Here is a 1,575-nt window from a genome sequence, read left to right as displayed (position 1 = left end):
ACACCTTCGCACGCAGCCGGCCGAAGCGGTTCATCAGTTCGGGATCGCCGACGACCCGGTCGCCGCGCCGCAGCAGCGCGCGCGACACCGCCTTGCCGACAAAGCCGTTGGCACCGGTCACGAGAACGAGCAGGCTCATCGGCGAGCTCCGCTCGCATCCGGCCCGCACCGCGCGCGCGAGTGCGCGCCATCAAGGCTCGCCCCTGCCGCATGCGGCAGGAAACGCGGATCAGACACGATACAATCTGGCATCGACGGGGCTTTCTCGGAAGTCGGGTTGGGAACGTATTGTATGCGGTATGCGGGCCACGCCCGCCACGGCTCCGGCGCGCGGGCACGAGGCGCTAGAATGGCCGCGCTACCGGTAGCGTCCGACGCGAGGCCGACGCTTCGGGCCGTGATGATAAAACGGACGTGTACCCGCTGGCGCCCCGTTCGTACACTTCGTAACAACTCAAACATATTCGCGCATGTGGAATTCGTGGTATCGATCCAACGTGCTCGACAACAGCACAAGCAGGCCCGCCGCCGGGCCGCGTGAGCGGACAACCGCCCGCGCGCCGGAGCGAGCGCCGGCATGAGGCCACCCGCGCGGGGCGGCCGCAACCCAGGACATGCGCGGCACCACGCGCGCGTCTGAAGACAAGAACCTGTTTGAGCCAAAAGAGCGCCACCTATGAAAGTGCTGTTCGCCACTTACCCGATGGCTTTCCATACCCCAGGCGGCGGAGAGATCCAGTTGCTGGCGTATCGCAAGCATCTGCCCGCGCACGGCGTGGACGTCACGCTGTTCGATCCGTGGAATCCGCGTTTTCTCGAGCACGACCTCGTGCATTTCTTCTCGTGCGTCGGCGGCTCGGTGCACTTCTGCAACTTCGTCAAACAGCTCGGCTTGCCGCTCGTCGTGTCGTCGAGCCTCTGGGTGACGGAAGAAACGAAGCATCTCTATCCGATCGGCGAAATCCATCAGCAGTTTCTTCTCGCGGACCGCGTGGTCGCCAACTCGGAAATCGAGTGCGACACGCTCGCGCGCATCTTCGATCTGCCGCGCGAGAAATTCGTCAGCGTGCTCAACGGCGTCGAGCAGAGCTTTTACGAGCCGGTCGCGCCCGAACTGTTCCGCCGCGAAACCGGCATCGACGGCCGCTTCGTTCTCAACGTCGGCAACATCGAGCCGCGCAAGAACCAGCTCGCGCTGATCCGCGCGATGAAATCGTTCCCCGAACTGAAGCTCGTGCTGATCGGCCATCAGCGCGACCCCGAATATGCGCGGGCGTGCTTCGCCGAAGGCGGCGCCCAGCTCGTCTACGCGGGCACGCTCGCGCACGATTCGCCGGTGCTGCGCTCGGCCTACGCGGCCTGCGAAGCGTTCGTGCTGCCGAGCACGCTCGAAACGCCGGGGCTGGCCGCGCTCGAAGCGCATGCGGCGGGCGCGCGCATTGCTGTGACGAAAGTCGGCTCGACCGAGGAATACTTCGCGCAGCACGTCGCCTATCTCGATCCGTCCGACGTCGACAGCATCGCGGCGGCGCTGCGCGCGGCGCTCGCGCAACCGCGCGGCGGCGCGCCTCGCCC

General features: G+C 66.2%; 2 protein-coding genes. One reads left to right on the top strand and one right to left on the bottom strand.

From position 1 onward, the window contains the following. Positions 1–139, bottom strand: a 139-nt coding sequence (locus tag GXB81_RS31030; RefSeq protein ID WP_205991212.1) for an NAD-dependent epimerase/dehydratase family protein, incomplete at its 3' end; no start/stop codon positions are given. Positions 140–676: 537 nt separating this feature from the next. Here GXB81_RS31030 and GXB81_RS31025 point away from each other — a divergent pair. Then, positions 677–1,575 (top strand): glycosyltransferase (locus tag GXB81_RS31025; protein WP_205991211.1); only part of this gene is annotated, 899 nt, incomplete at its 3' end.

This window comes from Paraburkholderia sp. Ac-20336 (assembly GCF_017105025.1).
Lineage (GTDB): Bacteria > Pseudomonadota > Gammaproteobacteria > Burkholderiales > Burkholderiaceae > Paraburkholderia.
Note: the sequence above shows the minus strand (reverse complement) of the source record. Positions and strands in the feature narration are given on the sequence as shown.